This window comes from Candidatus Tisiphia endosymbiont of Oplodontha viridula (genome assembly GCF_964264865.1).
Taxonomy (GTDB): Bacteria; Pseudomonadota; Alphaproteobacteria; order Rickettsiales; family Rickettsiaceae; genus Tisiphia.
The window spans coordinates 1,375,364-1,396,494 of record NZ_OZ183486.1 but is presented as its reverse complement, the minus strand read 5'-3'; the positions used below and the strand labels follow the sequence as shown (position 1 = coordinate 1,396,494).

The window sequence follows — 21,131 nt, the reverse complement described above, 5'->3', positions numbered from 1 at the left end:
CGCGGGCAATGCCTACACGGGAATGACATCTTCTCAGCTTCTTTTCATGACTTTTAAACTGTCCTGAATTATATAACTCAATAAAAACCTGATTATCAGGTCACAGCACCATTTCTCCGCTCAAACTACTTGCCCCAGCCTCGGTAATTTTTACATCGATAATCTGACCAAACAAATCTTTTGCAGGGTTTATTACATGCACCGACTGCATATAACATGTTTTTCCTATCAGTTGATTGTCCAATTTACCGTCACGATCAAACAATACTGGCATTATTTTGCCAATACAACTTTCATTAAACAATAATTGTTGGCGAGATATTTCTTGCTGTAAAATTGCTAAACGCCTAGATTTGATATGTTCAGGCACTTGCTCTTTAACCGCAGCAGGTGTACCAGGTCTTGGACTATATTTAAAAGAATAACACTGACCATAACCAACCTTCTTTACTAAATCTAAAGTGTCAGCAAAGTCTTCATCCGTTTCTCCGGGGAATCCTACAATAAAGTCAGATGAAAAGACTATATCTCTTCTCGCATTTCTTAAACGATTAATAATATCGAAATAATAATCTCTGTTATGTTTACGATTCATTGATTTTAAAATTTTGTTAGAACCTGACTGTACTGGCAAGTGTAAAAACGGCATCAATTTTGATTCCGACCCATGTAACAGAATTAAATCTTCTGTCATATCAATAGGATGAGAAGTAACGTATCTAATACGCTCAAGATTTGCTATTTCTGCTATGTAGCTGATTATATCTGCTAAACTACATTCTTTGCCTTCAATAGTTTTTCCATGATAAGCATTAACATTCTGACCTAGCAAGATTACTTCTTTCGCTCCGTTTGAAACGGATTTTATAATTTCTCTGTATATTTGTTCTAGATTTCTTGAGAATTCTGCACCCCGAGTATAAGGGACAACACAGAAAGTACAAAATTTGTCACAACCTTCCTGAACTGAAATAAGGCTACTTACTCCTTGTATATTAGATTGTTCAGGTAACTTATCAAATTTAGCTTCTTCAACAAAATCTAATTTAATTACATGTTTTTCATGTCTAGCAATCTTTGCTATCAGCTCTGGTAAATCGTAGTAAGATTGTGGGCCTACTACTATATCTACATAACTAGCTCTTCTAAAAATTTCATCACCTTCAGCTTGTGCAACACATCCAGCAACAGTAACGATTACATTACCTGCTCCCTTTGACTTTCTATCATCTTTAATTTGTTTGATACGACCAAGCTCGGAATACATTCTTTCTGCAGCTTTCTCCCTAATATGACAAGTATTTAAAATAATCATATCAGCTTGGTGCATAGAATCAGTTGGCTGATAACCAAATGGCTCTAGCAAATCCTGCATTTTGATGGAGTCATATACATTCATTTGACATCCATAAGTTTTAATAAAAAGCTTTTTTCCCATGTTTTTTACTTAACAAAAATAAATTAGGTTGTATTATATATAATACTGTAAAAAAGATGACATATTTTTTTGGGAATGATTTTATTTGAGGTTATTGAGGTTTGGAAAGTTATGAAGCTTATAGCACATATGTTTGTGTAATACTCTAACTATAATAATACCATACTCTTGTTTTAGATAATACAATATATGTTTTTTTGTAGGGAAGCTCAATAAGGTAGGATATATATCATTTCGTAAAGTACCTATATTAGGATTAAGACTTAAAGCAATAGCTTTGTTATGTATCTCATCTAAATATTTTATAGTTTGCTGCCTTCCCCAATGTTTTAGTGTGTAATCTGTAATATCTTCAAGATCACGTTTCGCACTATTTGTAAATTTACACTGAATCATTAAGCTTTATTTTTAAGTTATCAAAAACAACCTTATGAGAGTGTATTTTATTTTTTGCTAAGTCATCTAATCCTTCAGAAATTGCAAGTTTTAATACTTGTTCTTTAAAAGATTCTAATTCATGAAACTCTTTATCAGAAACTATTACAGCTATAGGCTTGCCATTTCTACTAATGCTGATAGGTTCTGTTTGCACTTTGATAAGTAATTCACCAAACTCACGTTTTGCTTCAGTTGCATTTAATTCTTCCATGATAATAATTATTTTAATTAATATGATTAATTAAAACATAAATTATTAATATAATCAAGTTAATTACAATGTCTTTTTCTTTTGGAACATTACATTATGCCAATCACTAAAAGTTTGATTCTCAGTTCTTGTTCGCACAAAATTATAGAATATTTTTAAGGTATTATAACGATCCAACTTCCATTGACAGCGATAATTTTGAACACTAGGCTTACAACTTGGTATTAACTTATAACCATTACTAACTGATTCTACATATGTTACCAAATCATCGAATGGTTGTAACTCGCCAGCTTCTTGTTGTTTTAACATCATAAGCTCAGCTGTAGCTGCCGTGGTACGACCATCTCCACCTAAGCAATGTAAATAAACCCATCGACTTGGATTTAATTTTAATTTTTGATCAAAAAGTGCTACCATTTTATCTAAATTATCACGATTGGGCTCTCGATGATCTAATGTGGTAATTCTATAATAATCAATATTCAAACCTGCCATTATATCAGCTTCAGTCTTAGTAGAAATAGGTATACAGATTGCCGGATCCTTCTTTGTTGGCGTAGTCTTCAAATTATTTACATATATACTAAGTTGCTTGTAAGTTGGTAATATTTAACCAAAAAGATATTGCTCCCGTACTATAATTTCCTCTTGAGATTTATTAGCGTTGACGTCATCATATGGTAAACTGATAAAGGACACTGGGTTTAGGTCGTTGAATCCATGATACTCATTCCTTAAATCAACATCAATAATATCTGTTTTAGATCCAATAGCATTTTTAAATTGGTTGACACTAAATTGTCCACTGGCAATTATATTATATTGTTCAATATATCTAATATTTTTAGGAAGTAATTCTTGTAGTTTATTATGATTATTAAATTGGAAATATGCTAAATTTCCATTATTTAAATATTCCGATGGCAACATGTAAATAATACAAGATGAACGACTACGATATGATATAAGCAATAATAACCCCATTATAGCAAATGCAATAATAAATTGAGATTTTCTACTTATGTTCAGACTTATTATTTTCTTCATTTATATGATACTAATTTGCTAACAATAACAGAGCAATCTAAACTAAACCCCTTGCCTAGCTAGTCTTTCTTCAATCTCATGACGGAAATGACGAATTAACCCTTGAATAGGCCAAGCAGCAGCGTCTCCAAGGGCACAAATAGTACGTCCTTCGATCATTTTTGTAACGTCCAATAATTGATCTATTTCATCTATTTTTGCCTGACCGCGTACCAGTCGCATCATAACTCGCCACATCCAGCCTGTACCTTCTCGACAGGGGCTACACTGACCGCAAGACTCATGCATGTAGAATTTACTAAGCCTAGCAATAGCGTAAATAATATCCGTATAATTATCCATAACAATAATTCCACCAGTCCCGAGTGCCGAACCAGCTGCTCTTAAACTATCAAAATCCATTGCAACATCCTGACATAATGACTTTGGTAGCAACGGTACTGATGAACCACCTGGGATAATAGCTTTCAGATTACTCCATCCACCCCGTACACCCCCGGCATATCTCTCAATCAACTCCTTTAAAGGTACGCCCATGGCTTCTTCAACATTACATGGCTTATTTACATGACCAGAAATACAGAAAATCTTTGTTCCGGTATTATTAGGCTTACCGATTCCAGCAAACCAATCAGCTCCACGCCGAAGTATAGTAGGCACAACGGCAATTGATTCAACATTATTAATAGTTGTTGGACAACCATATAAGCCGAAATTAGCCGGGAATGGTGGCTTTAATCTAGGGAAGCCCTTGTTGCCCTCTAAGCTCTCGAGCAGAGCTGTTTCCTCACCGCAAATATACGCCCCAGCCCCTCTATGCAAATGAATGTCAAGATGATACCCTGTACCACAAGCATTACTGCCTATAAAACCGGCATCATAAGCCTCATCTATAGCACGCTGTACATTGGAGGATTCGTTATAAAATTCACCACGAATATATATGTAACAAGTATGTGCGTTAATAGCAAAGCCGGCGAGCAAACAACCTTCAATTAATTTATGTGGCTCATACCTCAAAATATCACGATCCTTGCACGTACCAGGTTCTGATTCATCAGCATTAACCACTAGGTAACTAGGCTTTGGATGGTCTTTAGGCATGAACGACCATTTGGTGCCAGTCGAAAATCCAGCACCACCCCGTCCTCGCAGACCTGATTTTTTTACTTCATCAATTATCCATTCTTTACCTTTAATAATAAAATCTTTTGTATTATCCCAATCTCCACGTTGCTTACTACTTATTATATCATATTTTTCCTGCCCACTAAGATTAGAAAAAATTTTATCGCTAATTTGTAACATAATTAACTCTTAGAATATCTACACATGATATTATAGCTGAAGGCAAACAATTGTGAAGAATAAATATTAGCAACCTCAATTTCGGATTAATTTCATTAATCCGAAATTGGAATGAGAAAGTAAACAATCAGGCTTAAAGCGGTTTGACGCCTGATTGTTAAATATTTCATTTGCTAATAATCTTATTTTTGTACCAATAAAAATAAGATTATTAGCGATAATAGATTAAAATGCATTCGTACCAGCCGCTTCAAGAATGCATTTTTTTGATATTCTAGCCATTTTTGGATTAAAATTTTTAATTTTAATCCAAAACTGAGGTTAGCAGGGTTTTTTACAAAAATACAACAACGCCAACTCTGAAATGCGTTAAGTATATTTATTCTATATCAAAATGCTTGCAAGAATCATCAATTCAATAGAGACTCTTTTGCAATAGGTATTATATGTCTTCCAATTTTGTGGTTAATATACTGCTCGTAAATGAAGAGTTGATAGACGATAGAATCAAAATCAACAAGTGCTAGGAGTGTCCAAGCCGAGGAGTACAGCGTACATTAGTACGTGAGTACCGCAGGTCTTGGACAATGACAACGCAATTGTTGATTTTCATCGAGTATATAATGAAAGGTTTTTATGTCAGACAATAGAGCAACTATAGAATCCAGTAATTTAAATATATCTAATTTTGAGAGTGATAAGGAGTCTATTCATTCTGAATATAGTACGAATCAAGATGATAATATATCGGTAAGATCTGTTGATTCTGGGTACGAAAGTGATAGCCATTTAGCAGATAAACAAGATTATATTATTAGAGTTAACACTAAAAACGAGATTGAAAATATAAATAAATTAATAGGAAGGGCATACACATATAAACTTAAATTTCTAAAACAACCAACTCCACAATTATCAAAAGAATTTATAGCTAATGGAGTACTCATTGGTACTAACGAATCATTTATGAGTGCAATGACTGGATTAGCAACAGAAAGTTTTTACTGTAATTTATCTGATAAAAAGACAGAAGAACTTCTTGATAATTTTAGTTTAAATATAGAACGTTCTAAAAGGCTTATGAACGACAATGACAAGGCAAAAGCAGATAGGCAATTTGCAAACTTAGAAGCTAGTTTAAAGGGATTTGTATTAAATGATATTAAAAGTAACAATGATGAGGATAAGATCGCTCTTGAAGCTGTTAAAAAAGTAATATTAGAATTAAAAGGTCAAGCAATTCCTAAATCAGATTATGCCAGTACAGTAATTAACAAAACTATGGAAAGTTTACAAGCAGATACAAGACATTTTAGTACCGAGCAACTTAATATTTTTAATAAAACTATTAGCCAAGGAAATAAAACTGTTAAATTTGCTAAAGAATTCACAAAACTTAATAAGACAGAACGTACAGCTCTTTCTAATGCAGTTAATGAATCTACTAATTCTTTTATAAAAGAATTAGTAGATAGTAGGAATAATGGGTTAAGTCCAGAGTTTGTTAATTATAGAGCAAATGAAACCAAAAGGCTTTTATTGACTCTTAGTATAAAGATACAGGATACTGGTCCTATGGAAGAACAAAAGAGTAGACAAGAGGCTTTTTGTAAACAGCTGCTACCTTATGTCCATATGCCGAGTGAATTAGCAACTGAGTTATTTGAAGAGTGGAAACCAACAGAATTACATAGCTTAATTGGCAAGGAAGCTCAGAAATTTTTTAGTGTAGATAATGCTCAAAAAAATTCTTCGTTTCTAACCTTAGATGAGACAAAAATTACAGAAGAAAATATCAAACGATTTGCCGATTCTATTAATCCAATTATTAAAGATAAAGATGCAGAATTAGTCTCAAAACCAATCCTTAAAGAATCTATTAACAGAATTCAAAATAAAACAGATATAAAGATTACAGAACAACAAAATAATAAAATCTCGGAACAATTATCTCCAACTTTAATAGAACTTGGTTCTGAGCAACTAAGAAATCACAAAGACGAGATAATATCTGACATAACAAATAAAATTGCAGCAGATAAATCTTGGTATTCTTCTGTGATTAAAAAATTACCTATTTCTACAAATAATTTACAGGATATTGCTACACACCTTACAGACAAATATAGCAATCAAACTGCACCAACCATGTCAACTTCAGTGTCCACACCACCACCTCCTCTTACTCAACATTCTAGCATAGAAACAAAACAAATACCCGAACCTAGTAGTTCTAATTTTGTGGTATCAACACCAACAGAAGCTAAGTTAGAAAATATAGAAGCACACAGATTAAATGAGTTAACTACGGACCAACTAGATAACAGAGTCTTGGTGGATAAGTTACAGAGCAATTCGATAGCTCAGATGGACAAATCTATATCTCAAGAGCTAGCTGAAGATACTGCTGGTCTACCCAACCCAAAGGTAGAAGAAATGCCTACAAAAGCCTCCATAGTTCAGGAAACTCAAACAGATAAATTATCATCAATGAAGCCACAAAATAATCCAAGCATGTCTAGTATTATTAGTACTAATGTTAAAATAGAAATTCAACAAGTAAAAAAAACGTTAAGGCATGTAGAAACAATTAAAAGAGAACTAACAACATCTACTAAACCTACTAAACCTGCTCTTAAAGCAGTAAATAAAGGAAGGTTATGGTAAATTGGTCAATTTTGTCGTATAGAAGCTAGTATAGTACCCTTCCTGTCTATTTTTTTCGATACCAGCTTTCGCTGGGATGACATCGTAAAATTGTATTTAGATTTCGCTACCTACGCGAGACATCAAGGCTTCACCATTACTATACCTAAAACCTTTTCGGGTTAGCTATAAATTACCCTACCATGTGTAATTTGTTTGACAACCGCAAAATAATTTGATAAATATAAATAATTAAGTTAGTATTAATACCAATTCCCAAATTAAGTTAGTTACTCGGAAATACGAATGCTCTCTAGGTTCACATAGTCTAGCTGAGCTGTCAAAATTTTGTGATGCTAATTTCAATAAATTTCTTGCAGAGTTCGCTTATGTGCAAGGATTTAAGGAAGCCACGAAATCTCGACTTGCAGCACACTCAAATTCCGTTACGGATTTGAGCCTAGGCACGACGAATAAATTACCAACAAAAGTAGAATTATGCAAGAAGTCTAATCATTCGAGTAGTAGTCTAACCTTAATCTTTAAGTAACTTGACTTTCGTAGGTTTCGTGATTCTCCCAGTTTTTAAAGCAATAGACCTATTTCAAAACTAGCTATGAAAGGAATTTTTACTAAAAAATTAATCAAAAAATCGTAAGTAGTACTAGTGTACATGAGAATTCCTTCGATTGATTCTAACAACAAAATGACCTAGAAAGAATAAAGTTTCTAGAAAAGTCTGATCTTAACTAATCTAAAAAAAATAGGTATGACCCAAAATACAGTTACTAACAATAAGGAATCACCTGATATTTATTATAATAATAGTACCAAGTATGATAATCCTAATAAAGATGGTATTGTTATCATCAATCTTAAACAATTAAAACGTAAGTCACCTGAAGAATTGCAAATACAGGCAGAAAATCTTAATATTGAAAATTCTAGTGCTTTGCTAAAACAAGAGCTAGTCTTTGCTATACTCAAGAAATCTGTTGAGCAGGGTGATTTGATTTCAGGAGAAGGCGTACTTGAAATTTTACCTGATGGGTTTGGCTTCCTTAGATCTCCAGAAGTAAATTACTTAGCCGGTCCTGATGATATTTATATTTCCCCAAGTCAGATTCGTCGTTTTGGACTACGTACAGGGGACACGGTAGAAGGGCAAATTAGAGCTCCAAAACCAGGAGAACGTTATTTTGCCTTGTTAAAAGTAAACAAAGTTAATTTTGAAGACCCTTCTAAGGCCTATCATAGAGTACATTTCGATAATTTAACGCCACTTTATCCTGAAGAAAAATTATCCCTAGAGCTAGAAGATAATAGTAAGGATTTTAGTACAAGAATAATTGAATTGGTTGCTCCTATGGGTAAAGGACAACGTGCGTTGATTGTTGCTCCACCAAGAACGGGAAAAACTGTTCTATTGCAAAATATAGCTCATGCTATTACCACCAATAACCCCGAAGTATTTTTAATTGTTTTGTTAATTGATGAACGCCCAGAAGAAGTTACTGATATGCAACGTTCAGTGCGTGGTGAAGTAGTTAGCTCAACTTTTGATGAACCCGCTATTAGACACGTTCAGCTTGCTGAAATGGTTATTGAGAAAGCTAAAAGGTTGGTCGAGCATAAAAGAGATGTAGTAATATTGGTTGACGCAATAACAAGACTTGCAAGAGCTTATAACACTGTTGTACCCTCGTCTGGTAAGGTTCTTACTGGGGGAGTTGATGCAAATGCCCTGCAACGTCCAAAAAGATTCTTTGGAGCGGCAAGAAATATTGAGAGTGGTGGTTCATTGACTATAATAGGAACTGCTTTAATTGAAACCGGTTCTCGTATGGACGAGGTAATCTTTGAAGAATTTAAAGGTACTGGCAATTCTGAAATAGTCCTCGATCGCAAAATAGCTGATAAGCGCGTTTACCCTGCGATTGATATTACTAAATCTGGTACACGTAAAGAGGAGCTATTGGTTGATAAAGCCATTTTAACCAAAATGTGGATTCTTCGTAGAATCATTAACCCAATGGGAACTATCGATGCAGCAGAATTTTTAATTGATAAACTTAAAAACACTAAAACTAACACAGAATTTTTTGATTCAATGAATTCATAAAATGTTTTTCAGGAGGAAGTATGGCTAAAAGAACAAAAATTGCTTTAATTGGTGGAGGAAAGATTGGCGGAACACTTGCACATTTGATAGCCTTTAAAGAACTTGCTGATATAGTTATGTTTGATTTATCTGAAGGTCCTTCGCAGGGTAAGACTTTAGATATATCACAAGCTGGGACAATTACCGGATCAGATATAATTGCCAAAGGTACTAACGATTATAAAGACATAGAAGGTTCAGATGCTATAATTGTTACAGCTGGAGTACCACGCTCACCCGGAATGAGTCGGGATGATTTAATTAATGTTAATACTACTGTTATAAAAACTGTGGCTAGCAACATTAAGCAATATGCACCGAACGCTTTTGTCATTGTTATAACCAATCCACTTGACGCTATGGTTTACGTAATGTTAAAGGAAAGTGGACTAGCTAGCAATATGGTGGTTGGTATGGCTGGGGTACTTGACTCATCAAGATTTAACTTTTTCTTAGCCAATGAATTTAATGTTTCCGTAGAAAATGTTAGTAGTTTTGTACTTGGAGGTCATGGTGACTCAATGGTTCCTTTGGTTAGATATTCGACAATTAACGGCATACCAGTTTTAGATTTAGTAGAAATGGGGTGGTCAACGAAAGAACGTATTAATGCGATAATAGATCGCACAAAAAATGGTGGTGGAGAAATTGTTTCACTACTTAAAAATGGTTCTGCCTATTACGCTCCAGCAACTTCTGCTATTGAAATGTTAGAGAGTTATCTAAAAGATAAACGTAAAATATTAAGTTGTGCTGCTTATCTTCAAGGGGAATATGGAGTAAAAGATATGTATGTCGGAGTGCCAGTTATTATTGGTAAAAATGGTGTAGAAAAAATAGTGGAAATAAAATTAAATGATGAAGAACAATATCTATTTAATAAATCAGTAGATGGAGTTAGAAAATTAATTGAATCAGTTAAGTTGTAAATTTCTTATTAGATTACAGATATGCTAAGTATAATTTCACCAGCTAAGACTCAGGATTTCATCTCGGAAATACCGGATTTACCATGTACGCAGCCACATTTCCTTACTAAAATGCAGTATCTCTTACAGATATGTAAAAGCCTATCACAAAATCAGATCAAGCAGGTAATGAATGTAAGTAGCAAACTGGCTGAGCTTAATTATTATAGATTTCAAGATTTCGATAACTATCCCCAAAAGCAAGCGATATTTGCCTATGATGGGGATGTTTATGATAATATTGATAGACGAAGTTTCTCTAAAGAGCAATGGGATTTCTTGCAGGGACACACGTTAATTATATCAGGTTTATATGGACCACTAAGAGTTTTAGATAAAATAAAACCCTATAGGCTAGAAATGTCAACAAAATTGCCAAATTTAGAAAAATTATCCAATTTTTGGCAAATTGATATTACCAATTATCTAAATCAAATATTAGCAACTCATCAAAATAAATATCTAATCAACCTAGCCTCTAATGAATATTCCTCTGCCATAAATCAAAATGATCTTAAATATCCAATAATTAATATATATTTTAAAGAAAAAAGAAATAATAAATTACAAATAATAGCTATAAACGCCAAGAAAGCTAGGGGCAGCATGCTTAACTTTATTGCAGAAAATCTTATAGACGTACCTGAAAAATTAAAACAGTTCTCTAAACAAAACTATTACTATAGTGAAACTGAGTCTTCCAACAAAGATTGGGTATTTGTTAAAAATGAATAAGTTGTAATATTACAACTACATTTAAATTTAAAGATAATAACTTGGAATTATATATTAGTGTTCTTTAAATTCTTTACTATTCTGATTATTATTTATTAGTAGTTTATAAAATAGTAGTATCTATGCAATTTAACCGTAACAGAGCAATTATTAGTTTCCTTAAAGCCAATGAAGGTCAGAAATTTACTTCTAGAGAAATAGCTGCATGGCTAGTAAAAACTTATCCTGAGGAAGTCAAGAGAAAAGCGGAGAACAGTAAATGCAAATCAATACTCAATGTAACTGATCCAGCAAAAATAGCTCAAATTATTATAGTACTCTTTAGTGGAGAAATGACTAAAGAACGTAATGAAGCCATACAAAAACAAGAGCCTGGTATTAAAATAACACAAGAGTGTCCACGTAAATACTATTTTACTAAAAAAACTGATCAAGCGGAGATAGAAGAAGCTGAAAAATGGTCAAACATAAAAGAAAAAGAGGTGTATCTAAAGCTTTCAGAATTTCTTTGGGATGAGCTTAATATTTATAACATGACTATTAATGATAAACGTTCTTCAAATCGTAGTGGTACTAATGCTAATAAATGGTTATATCCCGACCTAGTGGGAATGGAGGCTATGACGAAAGGTTGGGCAGAGCCGATCAAAGATTGCGTCAAACAATATGCGGATATAAAAGCTAAACTTTGGTCTTTTGAGGTGAAAGTAAAAATTAATCACTCCAATGTACGAGAATCTTTTTTTCAAGCACTATCAAATTCTTCATGGGCTCACTATGGATATTTAGTAGCTTTCTCTCTAGTAGAAAGCAAGGATAGTAACACTTCTCGTGAACTGGAAATTCTTTCTGCTAGGCACGGTATAGGATTTATTTTATTAAACATAAACGAATCCGAAAAAGGTCGAATACTAATTCCTGCTAAAGAAAGATTAGAGATTGATTGGAATATGGCTAATAGGCTAGTTAAAGAAAATTCGGATTTTGAACATTTTATAAAAGAAGTAACTTCTTTTTATAAAACCGGAGAAACTAAACGCTCCGACTGGAAAAATATGAATTATTAAGGCTCTAGGCTCTGTCCAACTGATTGTGTGTACGTCAAGATAAGGTGCATTAATCTTACAGGTGAAAGTCCTGTTATGGAAGGAGTAGCTAGCTCCACCATATAGCGAGTCTTGTGCAGCTGAAGGTAACGACACAGTAGTAAAGCGTAGACAGCGAAACATCCGCCGAGCCGAAACCAAATCTAACAGTTAGCCTTAAGTTTTAATTGCAAGGATTAAAAAGAAATAAGATAATATTAAATTTTATTTTTTAAAATTTGAGGTAAGCAATTGGGTAGTTTGGGACTAGGAGAAGGAAGTAATAAGTTATTTTTTGAATCAGAATTTGAAAGTTTAGTTTTAAAAGATCAACGTCTTAAATCAAAAGCTTTAAAGATTTTTACAGCCCTAATGGCAAAATTTACAATCTGTATTAAGAATCTTTTTGATAATCCGCAAGATCAAAGACAAGCTTATGATTTTTTTGTTAATAGCAAAGTTAACAATGATCATTTAATAGAGCCGCATTTTAGGCAAACTACTGATAGAATTAACAATAATAATGATAATTTATTGCTAGTGATACAAGACAGTACGTATCTTAACTTTACTAACCACAAAGCCAAGATTGACATTGGTATAGTCAATTCAGGAGAATTTGGTGACGTCGTCGCTCGCCTATTATCTATAGGCTTCGCTCCTCATCTTCGAGATAAATATGAGCAAAAATTATGCTATAGAAGTGGATTATCATGCGGCGTGTGGGAAAACTAAACCTCATTTCCATCAACTTTTTATTTACTCTTAATCGGAAATTTAGGTTTATAGAAAATATCGTGAGATAATATCATTACTTACATATTCTCCGCTAGAATTATTTTTAATCCACTCTTCATCTAAAAAATTCATAACTACTAAATCATTAGAAAATTTGTACTTTTGATTATATACTAATTCTTTCACTATTAATTTTTGTATTTTAGGATGTAACATATATTGTTGTGGCTTTTGATTAACCTCTTGAACTAAATGAAATACTGCTTGCACGATTCCACCAAGTAATAATCCTCGAGTAAGTTGTATATCATTGGCTGGCACAGATTCTCCATAATTATCCAAATTTACAGGGTATCCTCCTCTAAAAATATTGAACGTTGCACTATCTGTAGAATATTCTATATTATCCAATACGTTAGAGGTATTAATAGAAGAATTATCTTGAATAATATGCAATAATGACTGAAATTCTATATCTTGTGATGAGCAACTAATTAGATTCTTTGTTCCTCGTATTTTATTGACGTCAAGAGATAAAGTAATATCTTCTCCTGTACAACCAAAAATATACTCAGATTTCTGAAATAAAGATAGAATATTATTTGCAGTTTTAATCTTCTTCATAAGATTATACTTACTGTCAGATTTATCATATATTATTACTTTATGATTTAAAGATAATAGTTTCCGGGCGACAGCCCTTCCTATAGCTCCAAGACCTACTACTCCACAAATAAGGCTATGAGATTGTAAAGGCAAAATTTTATCAAGTTTTTGTATGACGGCCTGAGCAATCATTGGAGGTTCTAATATCTGCTTTGTAGCAGAATAAGCAACGTCAATAAAAGGTAACGTGGTATTATTCTTTTTAGTAATATTAACAACACCGGATGATGTTTGCTCTACAGCAAAGACTTTGTAATTATCACTTAGTAACTTTGGAATATTTGTTGTACATTTACTACCATCATCTAGTATGATAATAGTGTCAGATTTTACATTCATTATGGTAGTAGCAACATTAGCCCACATATTAGCTATATCTATATTAAAATAATAGTTAAAATAGCCAAATTGTTGCGGTTGGGAACTAGGGTAGTAATTTACTCCCATTTCTATAAGTTGGGCAATTACTATAGGACAATTTGAGTATATTTTACCCATTATATGAATATTATTCGGCTTAGCACCTAATTTGATAAGAGATTTTATTAAATCTATTGTTGTAAATAACAAATGTTGTACACAAACAAAGGTAACATTTTTTAAATTAAGATCCTTACATCCTTTTAATTTATCTATTATACTTTGTAGAGTTGCTAATATGGGTGTATTTAAATTACTCATAATATAAACTCAAAAAATTACTCGTCATTGCATATAGCAATACAACCATTAAAAAAACTAGATGAGGAGCAAAATACTCTTGCTTCCTTACCATTACTATTATACTCTAAAAATCTAGCATCATCTTCAGATATAATTTTACTAGATAATATCTGACCAAATGGATCGTTTCCAGAATGAAATAACTCAAATTTTATGTTTTTAAGTGAGTTGACACTATGATTCTCAATTTGGTGAATAGTATTTATTAAAATATCTAATAATCTTTTAATCTCTCTTTGATCTTCAATTATACTTGGAGGATTTCTACAATAAGGAGAGCTATTAAATAGAGTAGGAAAGCTAAGAGAATAATAGACTTTACTATTTTTAGTAAATTTTGCTGGTTGCATAATATTTGGTATATAATCTTTTAGATTATAATCATTTACATATATTTGCTGTATTAAATTCATTGGCAAACCTGTATCATCCGTGGATGGCTTAAACGCTATAGCAGAACCTTTAGAAATCAAAATTAAATGTCTAACAGTGTCTATTAAATATGATCGTGGTTTTAAATTACGTAGATTAATTGCATGAATAAAAAATGACCATAATAAACTAAAATCTGTAAAATCTTCTAACAATTGAAATTGTTTCCAACATTGATTAACTAGATAATTATAAAAACCACTATATCCAAGATCATTTGGTTGAAGAAACCACTCATTAGAAAATACTAAAATGCTATTATTCCAATTTGAATTATGAGAATACTTATTAATATCTACAAATGTCTGCCAATGATCTGACAAACTATAGGGAGCATAGATATCAACCCCTAATTTTTTTTTAATTCTATTATGACCCACTGTATCAGAAATACTTGGAATCATAACAGTAGAGCGAGCTCCGGCTGACACATTCCAAATAGGCATGTCTAGTGAAGATGTTTGGTTTAACATATGCATTAATTCAAATAGACCAAAAAGTTCACCAGTCAAAAGAACATTAAGAGAAACAATTCTATTTTGTATCTGAACAAATACTTCACTCAAACTATTAATAATTAAGGATAAGGGAATATGACTATATCTCAACTTCTTTTTTAGAAATTCTGGAATTCTTGAGTCATTTATAGGAATTAGTTTACCATCTTTAGTTGGTAGATGAAACTCCCCCCTATTGACAATATATGCTCCATAAGGATATTTTATTTTGAATAAAGAATATTTTCCGCATTGATTAACATTATCACATTTTTCTGCCAGTTCAGGATTAACCTTATAAACTTCATCCTTAACTTCAGACCATTTGACTTCTTCAACACTAAAATTCAAATCTTCTCCCATACTAGATTCTCGTATAATTAAATGAACTTGAAAGTGATTAAAATTGTTGAGTCTAAATAAATATAATAGACTTATTGCAGAAGCGAATTCTGCAATAAGTCTATTATATTTATTTCTCTGCCTCTATTAATAAGAGTATATTAGATTCTTTTATAAGGTTAAATTCTTGTTCTGTAAATCTCTGTAAAGCATTTTCTTTTAAAAACAAGTTATGTTTCCTTACATTCTTGAAGCCCAATTTTTCCATTAATCTCTTTATAGTATCAAAATCCATATGATAGCACGTTACAACACAATCATTTGTAATACTAATTTCTATGGGGCAACCATCCGTGTACTCATCTTTCAAAAACCTCGTGGGAAGTTTTAATATATCAAAAACCTCTAGATAAGAATATGCGCTTATAATATCTAAAGTGCATATTACAACTTTTCCTCCTTGTTTTAAGCATTCATAACAATTTTTGATAAATATTTCTAATTTACTTAAAACATCTATATATAAAATCACAAAGATATTATATACAATATCGTATTCATGTTGTCCCAAAATTGCAGAACTTTCAACATCAGAAAAATCTAATACATGTAACTCAATATTACTATTTTTGATATTTTCTTTACATAGCTCTACTTGATAAGGAGAAATGTCACACCCTACTAATTTCAGTGGATTCTCAGCATAGAAAATTTCTAAATATCTACCAAATCCACAACCTATCTCTAATAGAGCCTTGTCTCTTACATTTCCTATAATATTTTTTACGTGTGGGTTAATAATATAATTATTAAATCTAAATTCCTTAGTTTCTCTATAAGAATCAATAATAGTTTTTAATTTCCAGTTATTCATAATTTTACCATTGAACAATTAGAGGAACTGCTTTTTATTATTTTAACAATAAGAATTAAAATTAAAAAGCACTAAATTACAATAGCATAATTTTAGCATGCTATTCTTGCCCCCTATTTTCAGTCTTACCAAGTGTGTTTATATATGGTTTCTTTATACTTATTATAAAAATACGAGACTTTATGAGAGATCAGGATTATTGGCAAATAAAATTCAAAATGTGTCAATACTCAAAAAGATTGTTAAACCAGCTTTTAATATTAAATGAACATATTAAAGACAAGGTGGATATTATTGAAATTAAGAAAGCAATATATTATGCTAGGAAATATCATGCTGACCAAAAAAGACAATCAGGAGAGCCATATTACTCACATCCAATAGAGGTAGCTTACATAGTTGCTACTTACACGGCTCAAACACGTCCACGATTTTTTAGAACAGACATGATAGTTACCTCATTACTTCATGACTGCCTTGAAGATACAAATATAACTGAAGAAACGATTAATATTATCTTTGGTAGTAAAGTTGCTAATCAAGTTCAAGACTTAACTAGAATAAAACCAGAAAAAAAGATTAGTGTCGTGGAAATGATTAATTCTTTATTTATTCAAGGAAAGTCAGATATACTGATTATTAAAATTTTTGATCGTTTGCATAATATGAGAACTCTTTACGCAAAATCCTCTGAAAAAATTGATAAAACAGTTAATGAAACTTTATGTTATTTTGTACCACTTGCTATGCATCTTAATATGAATGATATAGCAAACGAATTAATTAATATATCTTTAAAATACCTATTAGGTCGTAACTGTAAATTGTAAGCAGTGTTTGACCCTCTAATAAAAATTAACCACCTAATACCATTTCCGAAAACTAATCATCACGTCGTCGTACTTCATGATCTCCGCTCCTCACGTACTAGTTGTCACACTACTGGACAAAAGAAATGGAGTGGTTGCAAGAGCTAGAAAATAGAGTATTTTAGATTGAATACAAAAAAATCTGTGGAACTCTATGTTACTAGCCGAATTACTACCTAAGCATTTTTAGATGAAAGATTCAAGACTAAATACGTTCAAGAGATGGGATATTGAAGCTGCCTTTAAAGAGTGCAAAAGTAATGGTTTTAGAATGGAATACGCATATAAAGAGTAAAGTACGATTAGAGAATTTTATAAAATGTTTATTTGTAGCATATGCAATAGCAATAAAAATAGGAGCAATTGGAGAGCAAGAGCAACCGATAAAAATGAAGAAAACGTTAGGATGCAGGAGTTATTCTGTACTACAGTTAGGTATAAGATCAATTAAACAAGCTTATAGTCGTTCTAAGCAATTTTTTGATTCCTTAGTCATAAAATTGCTTAAGTTACACTTTGCACAACCAATATAACCTTTTCGTTCAGTAGTGTGACTAGTTGTACGCTCCGGTGTACAACTGTTGAAAGTTTACAAATACCTATACTACAGCGTCTATTAGCGAGCGTAAGCGAAGTAATCTAGGAAACAATCTATAGATAAATGATGTTACTGGACTGCTTCGTCGACCTTACAGCCTCCTCGTAATGACCTTGGTTATTTTTCTGCAACTTTTAAACTGCCATGATGAGCTTTAAAACCGCTCCCTTTTCTAACCTTCAACAGTTGTGGGGACATCGTGCTGATGATTATTTTATTCTGTTAACCGATGCCGGTGAGAAGAAATCGCCTTGCATATTATCGATTTTTAAGTTGATTAAAAAATTGGCTATTTCCCCATTTTCAACAAATTCTGCTACAGTTTGAACACCTAAATTTTCAGAAATTTTAATTAACCGTTTAATGAAATCTTGACTTTGTATATCGCTAGTGATGTTACGTACATAACTACCATCAATTTTAATAATATCTATCGGTAGATTTTGTAATTGTTTAAATGAAGTAAACCCAGCTCCAAAATCATCCAAAGCAAATTTACAACTAAATTTTCTTAATCTGTGCATAAAGAATTTTATTTGTTGGTAATGCTGATTAAGGGTAGTCTCAGTAATCTCAATAATTAATCTTCCTGAAACATCATATGTTTGTAATAGTTTTTCTGCTATCTCTAGGAGAGAAACATCTAATATACCAATATTTGAAATGTTAACTGCAAGCACTAAGCTAGGGTTAGCATCTAGTTCTTTAATTGCCATTTCTAGCACTATTTGATCTATTATAAAAATTAAACCTTTCTTTTCAGCTTCTGGAATTATTGCACCTACAGAAAATAGATTATTATTTGTGTCAGGAATCCTTAGTAAACATTCATAGTAATGAATCTTCATTGTTTTACGGTCAATAACTGGCTGATAAGCAAAAACCATTGTTTTGTTTAATAAAGCTTTTCTTAAGAGATTCAGCTGCTTATTGGACTCTTTAACAAACTCTATATTATAATATTTATGGTCATACTCACGATAATAACTTTGGTCACCTTGATAAGAAACTAGCCAATTTAATAGATTATATACTTCTTTAGCTTGATTGGTAAACTTGGGAAACTCTATGCTAGCACTACTGCAATTCATATAAACTGCAGGTAACAGATCATCGACATAAAGTTGAGATAATAAATGTATTTTTAGGACAACTTCCTTAGCTAGATTTTGGTCTAGTGTGGGTAAAACCAACAATATTCTATCATGCTCAATTTGTTTATAAACTGATATAGAAGGAGCAGTAATTAATTTATTACAAACTTCAGAAATAATTTTATTAAGTTTGTCAATTATATAAATATCTCCTCCCATCATAGCATTCAATTCGTCGTAATTTAATAACTTAAAAGAGATACAATACCCATGCCCGGCTTTATCAAGTTCAGATTGCAAATTTCTAATTTTTGTATCTAATTTTGCCATAACCAACTAAATATAATATTTACTAAATACTAAAATCCCAGTAGACTTGATACAAGTAAAAGTTTTATATATATATAACTATGACCAAAATAAATAGAATAAAAAGAAAACTAGATGTGTTAAAACCACATTATTGCGAAATAGTTGACGAAAGTTACAAGCACGCCAGCCATAATGGTGGCATTACTGAAAGTCATCTTAAGATCAAAATTTTTGCAGCAGCTTTTATAGGAAAAAGTTTGCTAGAACAGCATAAAATAATTAACAATCTTTTAGCAGATGAACTAGCTAGCGGACTACACGCATTATCAATTGATACGAAAAACCCCCACTCACCTACTGATTAATAAACTCTTCTTTTTTTCTTGACAATCAATTATATTACATAAGAATGGACAAGGTTCATTCAAATAAGCTTTTACTCGATCTTGAAATAAATTTATTATGCCTAATATGTGTAATTGGAACAAAAATTTACCTATTCTAATTCTTGTTATTTTAGCTTGTGTAATATGGTATATACCGGCCCCTGAAGGACTTGATGTTAAGGTGTGGCATCTTTCTATTATATTTATTACCACTATTGCAGCTATAATTCTTAATCCTTTACCTATGGGTGCTATAGCCTTATTTAGCATACTCTGTTGTATTCTGACCCAAACCCTTTCCTTAGAACAAAGTCTATCCGGGTTTAGTCATAGCATTATATGGCTGGTGCTGCTTGCTTTTTTTATTGCTCAGGGTTTTATAAAAACAGGCTTTGGGGAGCGGATAGCTTATCACATCATTCTACTTGTCGGACAAAGTACCCTTGGTCTTTCATATGCTCTAGTAATTGTTGATTTTATACTCGCACCTTTCATTCCTAGTGTATGTGCTAGGGGAGGAGGGATAATTTTTCCTATCGCTCAGTCACTCTGCACTGCTTACTCTAATAAAACAAATTACGAAACATCCGTTTCAAACGGTGGATTTCTCATGAAAGTAGTCTTTCAATCAAATGTGATAACTAGTGCTATGTTTATTACCTCTATGGCCGCTAATCCTTTAGCTGTTAAGTTCGCAGCTGATGCTGGGATTATAATTTCATGGAGTGACTGGGCAATAGCAGCTATAGTGCCAGGCGTGATTTCTCTTGCTGTCATGCCTCTTATTCTTTATTATTTACATCCACCCTCAATTAAATACGATCCATCTGCTATACAAATAGCTAGGGCAAAATTGCAAGAAATAGGTGATATATCATTGCAAGAGATTATTATGCTAATAACTTTTGTAATTTTAATTTTTTTATGGATGCTTGGCAGCAAATGGGGATTATCAGCTACTACAGTTGCACTATTGGGCGTATGTATTTTATTATTATGCAAAGTAATTAAATTTGAAGATACTCTTGCAGATAAAGGGGCATGGCATACCTTTATTTGGTATGGCACTTTAGTTATGATTTCAAGTTTTTTGTCTGATTTTGGTTTAATATCATGGGTTAGTGATAAACTTAGATATAATTTATTATGTTTTTTCTCTCCAATGATTGGTATAATTATACTTTCTATAATATATTTTTATATACATTACTTTTTTGCCAGTACTACAACCCATATTGCTATACTTTTTCCTACTTTTCTAGCGTTATTTATACATGCTAAAATGCCTGGTTTACTATCTGCATTGCTACTTAGTTTTTTATCAATATTATCTTCGGGTCTTACTCATTATGGACTCAGCAGTGCTCCAATATATTTTGAGACAGGATATATGAAGATCAGAACATGGTGGTATCTTGGTTTAGTTTTGAGTCTAGTATATGGCATTATATGGATTTTTATAGGCGGTATGTGGTGGAAAACACTAGGTTTGTGGTAGAATTGCTACTAGAATATATAGCAATCATTGCTGAATAATTTTATTTATTATAGAATTAGTCT

General features: G+C 32.1%; 20 protein-coding genes. 10 read left to right on the top strand and 10 right to left on the bottom strand.

Going from position 1 to position 21,131, the window contains the following annotated elements; all coding sequences use genetic code 11:
* Positions 1 to 100: 100 nt before the first annotated feature.
* From miaB to nuoF, 6 genes are all read right to left on the bottom strand, one after another.
* A complete protein-coding gene (gene miaB, locus ACFEL1_RS06800; protein WP_375330881.1) occupies positions 101 to 1,438 on the bottom strand; it encodes a tRNA (N6-isopentenyl adenosine(37)-C2)-methylthiotransferase MiaB in 1,338 nt (445 codons plus the stop codon).
* Between the two features lie 81 nt (positions 1,439 to 1,519).
* Positions 1,520 to 1,834 carry a type II toxin-antitoxin system RelE/ParE family toxin gene (locus tag ACFEL1_RS06795; protein WP_375330880.1) on the bottom strand — a complete coding sequence of 105 codons (315 nt, stop codon included), beginning with the start codon at positions 1,832 to 1,834 and terminating at the stop codon, positions 1,520 to 1,522.
* A complete protein-coding gene (locus tag ACFEL1_RS06790) occupies positions 1,821 to 2,087 on the bottom strand; it encodes a type II toxin-antitoxin system Phd/YefM family antitoxin (protein WP_342278850.1) in 267 nt (88 codons plus the stop codon). Before ACFEL1_RS06790 ends, ACFEL1_RS06795 begins: the two co-directional genes overlap by 14 nt.
* A 63-nt stretch (positions 2,088 to 2,150) precedes the next feature.
* Positions 2,151 to 2,657, bottom strand: coding sequence for a hypothetical protein (locus ACFEL1_RS06785; protein ID WP_375330879.1), 507 nt, complete (start codon positions 2,655 to 2,657; stop codon positions 2,151 to 2,153).
* 42 nt (positions 2,658 to 2,699) lie between these two features.
* Positions 2,700 to 3,137, bottom strand: coding sequence for a hypothetical protein (locus tag ACFEL1_RS06780; RefSeq protein WP_375330878.1), 438 nt, complete (start codon positions 3,135 to 3,137; stop codon positions 2,700 to 2,702).
* Positions 3,138 to 3,179: 42 nt separating this feature from the next.
* The gene (nuoF, locus tag ACFEL1_RS06775) at positions 3,180 to 4,445 is read right to left on the bottom strand and encodes an NADH-quinone oxidoreductase subunit NuoF (RefSeq protein WP_375330877.1); all 1,266 of its coding nucleotides are present in this window, start codon (positions 4,443 to 4,445) and stop codon (positions 3,180 to 3,182) included.
* Positions 4,446 to 5,081: 636 nt separating this feature from the next.
* Between nuoF and ACFEL1_RS06770 the strand changes: the two genes are divergently transcribed.
* From ACFEL1_RS06770 to ACFEL1_RS06745, 6 genes are all read left to right on the top strand, one after another.
* A complete protein-coding gene (locus tag ACFEL1_RS06770) occupies positions 5,082 to 7,112 on the top strand; it encodes a hypothetical protein (protein WP_342278853.1) in 2,031 nt (676 codons plus the stop codon).
* 748 nt (positions 7,113 to 7,860) lie between these two features.
* Entirely contained in the window at positions 7,861 to 9,213 is a 1,353-nt protein-coding gene (rho, locus tag ACFEL1_RS06765; protein WP_341762045.1) for a transcription termination factor Rho, read from the top strand.
* 20 nt (positions 9,214 to 9,233) lie between these two features.
* Positions 9,234 to 10,181: a malate dehydrogenase gene (mdh, locus tag ACFEL1_RS06760; protein ID WP_341762044.1), complete on the top strand. Its 948-nt coding sequence runs from the start codon at positions 9,234 to 9,236 to the stop codon at positions 10,179 to 10,181.
* A gap of 21 nt (positions 10,182 to 10,202) precedes the next feature.
* A complete protein-coding gene (locus ACFEL1_RS06755; RefSeq protein ID WP_375330876.1) occupies positions 10,203 to 10,955 on the top strand; it encodes a YaaA family protein in 753 nt (250 codons plus the stop codon).
* 122 nt (positions 10,956 to 11,077) lie between these two features.
* Complete coding sequence (locus ACFEL1_RS06750; protein ID WP_375330875.1) at positions 11,078 to 12,022, top strand: hypothetical protein; 945 nt, start codon at positions 11,078 to 11,080, stop codon at positions 12,020 to 12,022.
* A gap of 270 nt (positions 12,023 to 12,292) precedes the next feature.
* The gene (locus tag ACFEL1_RS06745) at positions 12,293 to 12,775 is read left to right on the top strand and encodes a transposase DNA-binding-containing protein (protein ID WP_375330874.1); all 483 of its coding nucleotides are present in this window, start codon (positions 12,293 to 12,295) and stop codon (positions 12,773 to 12,775) included.
* 48 nt (positions 12,776 to 12,823) lie between these two features.
* On the opposite strand, the gene ACFEL1_RS06740 is transcribed toward ACFEL1_RS06745, so the two are convergent.
* From ACFEL1_RS06740 to ACFEL1_RS06730, 3 genes are all read right to left on the bottom strand, one after another.
* Positions 12,824 to 14,125 (bottom strand): NAD(P)-dependent oxidoreductase, encoded by a 1,302-nt coding sequence (locus ACFEL1_RS06740; protein WP_375330873.1) that lies wholly within the window; start codon positions 14,123 to 14,125, stop codon positions 12,824 to 12,826.
* Between the two features lie 17 nt (positions 14,126 to 14,142).
* Positions 14,143 to 15,459 (bottom strand): hypothetical protein, encoded by a 1,317-nt coding sequence (locus ACFEL1_RS06735; protein WP_375330872.1) that lies wholly within the window; start codon positions 15,457 to 15,459, stop codon positions 14,143 to 14,145.
* Positions 15,460 to 15,568: 109 nt separating this feature from the next.
* Positions 15,569 to 16,312 carry a class I SAM-dependent methyltransferase gene (locus tag ACFEL1_RS06730; RefSeq protein ID WP_375330871.1) on the bottom strand — a complete coding sequence of 248 codons (744 nt, stop codon included), beginning with the start codon at positions 16,310 to 16,312 and terminating at the stop codon, positions 15,569 to 15,571.
* A 182-nt stretch (positions 16,313 to 16,494) separates the two neighbouring features.
* Between ACFEL1_RS06730 and ACFEL1_RS06725 the strand changes: the two genes are divergently transcribed.
* Entirely contained in the window at positions 16,495 to 17,142 is a 648-nt protein-coding gene (locus ACFEL1_RS06725) for an HD domain-containing protein (RefSeq protein WP_375330870.1), read from the top strand.
* A gap of 299 nt (positions 17,143 to 17,441) precedes the next feature.
* Complete coding sequence (locus ACFEL1_RS06720; protein ID WP_375330869.1) at positions 17,442 to 17,714, top strand: hypothetical protein; 273 nt, start codon at positions 17,442 to 17,444, stop codon at positions 17,712 to 17,714.
* 274 nt (positions 17,715 to 17,988) lie between these two features.
* Here the strand turns inward: ACFEL1_RS06720 and ACFEL1_RS06715 are convergent, their stop codons facing one another.
* On the bottom strand, positions 17,989 to 19,203 hold the full coding sequence (locus tag ACFEL1_RS06715; RefSeq protein WP_341763078.1) for an EAL domain-containing protein: 1,215 nt from the start codon (positions 19,201 to 19,203) through the stop codon (positions 17,989 to 17,991).
* An 80-nt stretch (positions 19,204 to 19,283) separates the two neighbouring features.
* On the opposite strand from ACFEL1_RS06715, the gene ACFEL1_RS06710 reads away from it, so the two are divergent.
* On the top strand, positions 19,284 to 19,550 hold the full coding sequence (locus ACFEL1_RS06710; protein WP_342278866.1) for a BolA family protein: 267 nt from the start codon (positions 19,284 to 19,286) through the stop codon (positions 19,548 to 19,550).
* Positions 19,551 to 19,647: 97 nt separating this feature from the next.
* On the top strand, positions 19,648 to 21,069 hold the full coding sequence (locus ACFEL1_RS06705; RefSeq protein ID WP_375330868.1) for a DASS family sodium-coupled anion symporter: 1,422 nt from the start codon (positions 19,648 to 19,650) through the stop codon (positions 21,067 to 21,069).
* Positions 21,070 to 21,131 lie beyond the last annotated feature (62 nt).